At 46.7% G+C, this 6,599-nt stretch carries 9 protein-coding genes; 6 read left to right on the top strand and 3 right to left on the bottom strand.

All coding sequences use genetic code 11. The features are described 5' to 3' along the window. Positions 1-16: 16 nt before the first annotated feature. The 6 genes from xerA to ACYQ2N_RS01950 all read left to right on the top strand — a co-directional run bounded on the left by xerA (position 17) and on the right by ACYQ2N_RS01950 (position 4,511). Complete coding sequence (gene xerA, locus ACYQ2N_RS01975; RefSeq protein ID WP_459997284.1) at positions 17-1,024, top strand: site-specific tyrosine recombinase/integron integrase; 1,008 nt, start codon at positions 17-19, stop codon at positions 1,022-1,024. Between the two features lie 279 nt (positions 1,025-1,303). Continuing rightward, positions 1,304-1,561: a hemolysin XhlA family protein gene (locus tag ACYQ2N_RS01970; protein WP_459996645.1), complete on the top strand. Its 258-nt coding sequence runs from the start codon at positions 1,304-1,306 to the stop codon at positions 1,559-1,561. 14 nt (positions 1,562-1,575) lie between these two features. Further along, the gene (locus ACYQ2N_RS01965) at positions 1,576-2,349 is read left to right on the top strand and encodes a peptidoglycan recognition protein family protein (RefSeq protein ID WP_459996643.1); all 774 of its coding nucleotides are present in this window, start codon (positions 1,576-1,578) and stop codon (positions 2,347-2,349) included. A gap of 14 nt (positions 2,350-2,363) precedes the next feature. Next, the gene (locus tag ACYQ2N_RS01960) at positions 2,364-2,798 is read left to right on the top strand and encodes a hypothetical protein (protein WP_459996641.1); all 435 of its coding nucleotides are present in this window, start codon (positions 2,364-2,366) and stop codon (positions 2,796-2,798) included. Between the two features lie 138 nt (positions 2,799-2,936). Further along, the gene (locus ACYQ2N_RS01955; protein ID WP_459996639.1) at positions 2,937-3,752 is read left to right on the top strand and encodes a hypothetical protein; all 816 of its coding nucleotides are present in this window, start codon (positions 2,937-2,939) and stop codon (positions 3,750-3,752) included. 18 nt (positions 3,753-3,770) lie between these two features. Next, on the top strand, positions 3,771-4,511 hold the full coding sequence (locus tag ACYQ2N_RS01950) for a hypothetical protein (protein WP_459996637.1): 741 nt from the start codon (positions 3,771-3,773) through the stop codon (positions 4,509-4,511). Positions 4,512-5,142: 631 nt separating this feature from the next. Here ACYQ2N_RS01950 and ACYQ2N_RS01945 read toward each other — a convergent pair. From ACYQ2N_RS01945 to ACYQ2N_RS01935, 3 genes are all read right to left on the bottom strand, one after another. Continuing rightward, positions 5,143-5,484: a helix-turn-helix domain-containing protein gene (locus ACYQ2N_RS01945; protein WP_459996635.1), complete on the bottom strand. Its 342-nt coding sequence runs from the start codon at positions 5,482-5,484 to the stop codon at positions 5,143-5,145. Between the two features lie 52 nt (positions 5,485-5,536). Next, the gene (locus tag ACYQ2N_RS01940; protein ID WP_459996633.1) at positions 5,537-5,959 is read right to left on the bottom strand and encodes a hypothetical protein; all 423 of its coding nucleotides are present in this window, start codon (positions 5,957-5,959) and stop codon (positions 5,537-5,539) included. Between the two features lie 439 nt (positions 5,960-6,398). Continuing rightward, complete coding sequence (locus ACYQ2N_RS01935; protein WP_459996631.1) at positions 6,399-6,587, bottom strand: DUF6019 family protein; 189 nt, start codon at positions 6,585-6,587, stop codon at positions 6,399-6,401. Between the last annotated feature and the right edge of the window lie 12 nt (positions 6,588-6,599).

Genomic DNA, 6,599 nt, shown 5'->3' with positions numbered 1-6,599 from the left:
CAGGAGGTGTCATACTATGCAAACCCAAGTTCTTAGCTCCACCGCTGAGCTTATGCTCGAGCAGGTGACGAGCGCCGTTTCTGTTTCTTGCCCAACTTTGGACAAGCAGGAACTGCAGAACTCTTTAACGGGCATCTTTGCGCAATACGACATTAAGCCCGCGCCGTTGCCGAATGGCCATCCGGATCTGGCCGCAAAGATTAAATTGTTTCTGGCCGGCAAAAGGCTCGAAGGTCTTAGCGAACTCACGCTCAAAGGGTATGCCTTAGACCTCAGGATCTTCGCAGAACACGTTCAGAAGGCCACTGTGGACATCACGACAGCAGATATCCGTGCGTATTTGGGAGAGTTCAACGGTCTAAAAACAAGCTCGCTCTCAGGCAAACTATCTGTACTAAAAAGCTTTTTCGGCTGGCTTACATCAGAAGAAATTCTTCCGCGAGATCCATCCAGGAAGATAAAGCCGCCGAAGAAAGAAAAACGGATGCCGAAAGCCTTAACCATCGAGGAGCTAGAAATGATTCGCGAGGCCTGTAAAACGCCGCGCGAGCGGGCTATGATTGAAGTTTACTACGCAACTGGCGCCCGTCTCTCCGAAGTCCAGCGGCTCAATCGTGACGATATCGACTGGCAGACTATGTCGGTGCGAGTGATCGGCAAGGGTAACAAGGAACGAACGGTTTATCTATCATTTAAGGCGACATACCATCTCAAAAAGTACTTAATGCGCCGTACTGACGATGAACCGGCACTGTTTATAACAGAGCGGCAGCCATACAGACGGCTCTCGAATAGGGGTATCCAGCGGGAAATCAAGATTATTGCTGAGCGCTCCGGAGTAAAGAAAAACGTCCATCCGCATGTGCTTAGGCATACCTTTGCTACGTTGCTCTTGAATAATGGAGCTGACCTGGTAAGTGTCCAGGGGCTCCTGGGACACGAGGATCCTGCTACAACACAAATCTACGCTCAAGTAACTGACGAAAAGCGCAAGAGCGCTCACAAACAATTTTTAGTTCAATAACGCCTTCAGGGCGTTATTTTTATGCTACGAAAGAGGTGAGCTCGAACGGTACAAGATAAGACCTACTCCGACGTTCGCCCCAGGGAGGGAGGACCGTACTCTCTCTTTTGTTATACTTGCCGCCGGTGGATACCAAACACCGCGAATCATGAGATGCGGAAAGAGGGGGTATTTGCCCATGGGCATTTCTGTGTGAAGGAGCCCGACGGGCAGGTGCGGGTGGTATTCGAAAAGGGGATACCAGAATAATAATTTTATGTCTGAAAGGAGCGGTGGGAGTTGGAAGACAATGAAATAATTAAAATTTTACTTGAAGTCAAGTCTGACGTTTCAAGGATAAACGGCAAGCTTGACTCCTATAACGGGTTAAGGGAAAAAGTTGATACTATCGATACTAAAGCAACCGAAACCGATGCCCGGGCAAAATCAAACACCCACCGCATTAATAAGCTTGAAGAAAGCAACACGTGGCTCTGGCGGACAGTTGCAAGCACCTTTATTGCCGCCGGTATTGCCGCGCGGGCAATTTTTAAGTGAAAGGAGTCTTCTAAGTGAGTTATCCAGTTCAAGAACAACTCATACGGTACAACCGCCCTGGCACGTCTCTCTATCCCCAGGGCTTTGTGATTCACAGTACCGCAACTCCTGGAGCTACAGCGCAGAATGAGCATGATTACTTCAACTCCGGGGACAGAGGAGCATCTGCCCATTATTTCGTGGACTGGGAGACAATTATCCGGTGTATCCCGGAAAACGAGCAAGCCTGGCACGCGGGCAAGACGGCCAACAGCCGGTTTCTTTCAGTGGAAATGTGCGAACCCAAGGGCACAGACCAGGCTAAGTTTGAGCAGGTCTGGCAGCGGACCGTTTGGCTCGTGGCTGACGCCTGTGTGCGGTACGGCTGGAATACCAAGGACAACGTATTTTCGCACCGCGGCATATCGGCCATGTACGGTGAAACAGATCACACTGACCCGATCGGGTACCTGGCCCGATATGGGCGCACGTGGGAGCAACTGCTTGCGGCGATTGATGCGGAGATAACCCGTATTAGGGGAGGGGGTGAAGACGTGTTAGATCATGCGGTGGTTTATTTTACGGACCGTGATTTTTCAAGCGCAAGGATCGTTTCGGATAAGCTTGGCGGATGTGCGATGTTCTGCCGAAATGGCCAGTCTGCAGTTCATCCGGAAGCGAAGTCGGCAAAGCATCTGGTGATTATCGGCGGGCCTGAAGTCAAGGACCACCCGAATGTCACAAATTGCTGCGGAGCTGGGGCACCTGAGACGGCGATCCTGGCGGCACAGTATGCTCAAACATTATAAGGAGGGAAAAGTTTATGCCTAGTGATTTATTTACGACCTCGTATTTGGGCTCCTTTGCCGGCCTGGTGGCCGCAACCTACTTGCTGGTGCAATTCTTCAAGGAACCGATTCGCCAGCACCTGAGTGACTGGTGGGTGCGCCTGCTTTCCGTATTTATCGCAGCAGCCATTCAGTTGTTCGTGCTGTATGTCGGCGGCAATTTCACGGTAGAGGCCATCGGCTTGGCCGTGCTTAATGCGTTTCTTATAGCAATAACTGCAGCAGGGATGCATGATTTGAGTCAGCCCAGCACGCAACAACTTACCGCCACTCTTAATACATTTGAGCCAATTATAAGTAAGCCACAAGTTTATGAGGTGAACCCGCCAGTTATTGTGCCCGGGGCGAGTTCTCAGGCGGCTGGAGACCGGGGAGAAGAACCGCCCGGGGAAAATAGTATAAGTATGTAACTTAGTAGAGCCCTCTCTCGCTTAGGCGGGGGAGGGTTTTTTGCTTAATAAAAGAATTATTTTGTTCAATTGTGTGAGCAGGTAAAGTGAATTAAATATAGAATATATAAGCAAATATTTTATGTGAGGTGAAGTAACATGGCCTTTAAGCGGTTGAAGAAGTACTGGTGGGTTTTATTGTTACTTCTGTATTGTGTTATTTTGGTGTACAGACTAGCCGTCGTTGTCCCTGTTAATGGTTATGATGTGGCAACGGTAACAGTTTTCATAGCGATTCTTCAGACACTAATTCAAAATCTTGAACCATTAAAAAGGTTGTTACTTTTTATGTATTTTTGGTTTACTAACATTCAATTTTCTTGGAATTATACTGCTGATTTTTTAGTCCCATCGGCTTCTCTGAGAATTATTAATGAAAGATTTTTGAGAAATTTAATTACAACGGCAATCAGTCAAAATAAGAATCTTAAAAATAATAAGCAAGATATTCAGTATTTTTCTCGCAAAAATGGTATGGAAAGTATTATTACCTTTGATCCTATAGGGGTAAATCTTGAATTTATTAAATCTCAAGGAGATAGCATAGAAGATTTTGAAAATAACACTGCGATGCATTTAACAGTTAAGGGTAAAACGCTTGTTAGATATCGAAAAACTAAAGATGTGCTGGATGAGTTTATAACAAGCGTTTTCTCTGGTTTAGAGGAATCGCTTCAAGATATCCGACATAAAAAATTCGCACTTGAAATAAAATCGGGAGAGCAAGATCACGATTATTTTAAGAGACTCTTTATAAAAGGAATAGAGGGTCAAGAAGTTGATAAATTTAATCTGCAAAAAAAACCAGGCCGATGCTCTGTGCACGCTAGCGAAAAAAGAATATACGTATATTCTTCTAACAGGCAGGATTTAGTTATAAGCGTGAAGAACCTTCTTTTCAAATTGTCAATTTAAGGAGAAGGGGGTAATGTTTTGCCAATTTCAGCAAAACTATTTCACATTGAGCGCTATCCTGTTAATTTACCAATCGAGACTATGCCTACAACAGCTAACTCACAGACCAATATTACCTTAAGAACAAAAGTTGAATTGCTGGGGCATAGTGAGTACGGAACCTTAACCAAACTACAAATCACACACGATTTAGGGCACGATTTTGAAGGAGTTGGGTATTCAAAAGAACAAGGAAGGATTGATGACCTAATACACATTGCGAGTGAAAATGCATTTCCAGCTTTTGTGGACGATGGGCGACAATGGCTAATTAGTGCCTATTCTTCTAAACAAGTTTTTAATGCAGCATTCAAACGCTTACGGGCATGGATGCCAATAGACGCCAATGAGAGTCAGTTGCGAGCAAAGCCAGTAGGTATAGACCTCCTAAGAATGAAAGATTCATATGACCAACAAGCAGAGGGTCCGCAAATAAAAGGTGGTTGGTTTAGTCGCATACAGCTGTTAAATGTAGACGTCGCTTATATAGGAGGTAGTGACGTGGCTACCAGTGAGGATTGGGATCGTTATGAAACTAATGGTCTTATATCAGCAATGCGAGTAGATTATCCTAATGACGACCCTGACCAAGAGCCTTTTAGACTTCTTCTGACTAAAGATGGATCAGTGTTTAGCTACAAGGTTTTCCCGGAGGGGGAGTTCCTAAAACTTATCTTACCGATATTTGATTTTGCTAAGCAGTTTATAACTGAAGATTAGCAATGCTCTCATGCCCCGGTTACCGCGCCGGGGTTTTTATTTTTCAAAGATCAGATATATGTAAAGGCCGACTTTGCAAAGCCAGCTCGATGCGGGTTCCCGCGACCTCCCCGGCATAACGCCGGATCATCGGTTTCGACCAGTTCCCAGCCGGTCCGTAGGCGCTGGTGCGCTCATCAGGCGGGGCTATTTATTTGCCTTGCGAAGATGATATCTTGCACGCCAGTTAGCGTTTATATACGCTCTGCGACACTCATCACTGCAACAGATCCTTTTACTACGGGTATCAAATTGCGTTTTACATATGGGACACTGTCTTAATCCTTTGCGACGCTTGAGATTTCGAGCTGGATTAATGGCATCCTTGTTAACATGATAGTAACTTAATCCCTGACTCCTATCGATTGCCTTTACTGCCCCTACAGCGCATCTAGGGCAGTATCGCTGTTGTCCGGCATTCACGGTATAATCCTGGCCACAGATGACACACTGATCTATGCTGCCAAGAGGACGGTGAGCACCAGTACGTTTACGGCGTTTATAATCCTTATCATGCTTAGCACGCCTTTCTTCCCGGCATGCCGGACAGTACCAGGCGCGTGGACCGCCGGAGAAGGTTTTGCCACACTGTTTACAAGTCTTTGCCGTCAGCATCGTCATCACTCCCGGAGTTACCGAAGACACGCTGCATACCTTGACGCGTCACTAACCAACTCCCTCTGGCCTTACGGGCTTCATTTCCCGCAAATCGTCCTCCGGCCAGTTGGCGCTTAAGCGTGGGCTCTGTGACATTGCCCCATTCTTCCGCCGCCTCCGGGACGGTTATTACATCGTCTATTGTTATAATATCAGCTGGCCCAAATACTTGCCCTTGTGGGCTAACTAAGACGGGTTGATCGTAGCTGCTTTGGGCGTGGTCGGGAGTAAGCCGCCAGCCCCGCCATGGTCCTGTGCCTTGCCATATGTCACTCATAATTCGCGCCTCCTAATAGGAGCCGGGATTGCTCCCGGCCCTTCTCTTTCGCTTAGATCCGGGATATAAGGGACTCATCAAAGACAACTGCTCCATTACCGGTAATCACTGCATCGATCCCGCGCTCGGACAAAATGCGTTCCCAGAGCCAGACAACTAGGGTATCATCATAAGCCTCAGCACTATCGACTATGTCCTCGGGGTCAAAGCTGTCGGCGACTTCCTCGCCTGTCATGTCATAGTACGCGCTGCCCTCAAACACTTGGTTGCCAAAGTCTCCGGTAAATCCTTGCTCTCTGTCTAGCTCCCATGCCTCTATGATTGCATCCCTAATGTCTGCGATATTGACGCCGTTATTCTCGTCAAACGCCCATCCATATTCGCCGTAATTTTCGACGCGCTCCTGGTCGTTGCAAAACATTGCGTGCCCCCAGTCTGACATCGGATTGTCTCGTTTCGTGTATCTGTAGTACATTTTCATTCTCCTTTCGGCTCCGGCGGGGAACTGATATCTCTTGAGATAATAATAAGCGAATTCGCTCATAATGTCAAGCGAATTCGCTTAAGTTTTATAGAAAAAACTTTTGTGGTGGCTGGGATCATAGCCTTTTTTGTTTCGGGCAAAAATTCATATAGACTTGCACAGCAAAATTTTGTCCGATCATAATAATAAAGTGAGATTGGAAATAAAAGGGATACTATAAAACTAGAAGGAGAGACTGCAAAATGCATCACATTGTTCGGCATGGAGATAGCCTGCATAAAATAGCTAGACGTCACGGAAGACGTGTCCACCATCTTTTACGCATAAATCCTCATCTTCGCCGCCGGCCTCATCTTATCTATCCTGGCGAAAGAATTAGAGTTTGGTAGATTTGTATATCCGGATATGCAGGTTAAAAACAACCCCGGGATCACTCCCGGGGCTTTTCGTATTGGGCTTTGGCACTAGCCTGCACTAGGTCGCGGATCTCTTCAATGGATTGCTGCGTCTTTTCGGTAGCTTCGCGAACTCCATTACGGACGGCCACTTTGACGATAAAGTAAAAGAGCAAAAGGCCCAGGCCATAAAGCAGCAGGGCGGCCATTGCAGCGCCGCTCATAAATGTATCACC

It is taken from the genome of Paradesulfitobacterium aromaticivorans (assembly GCF_054657415.1).
This window is presented reverse-complemented; position numbering and strand designations above follow the sequence as displayed.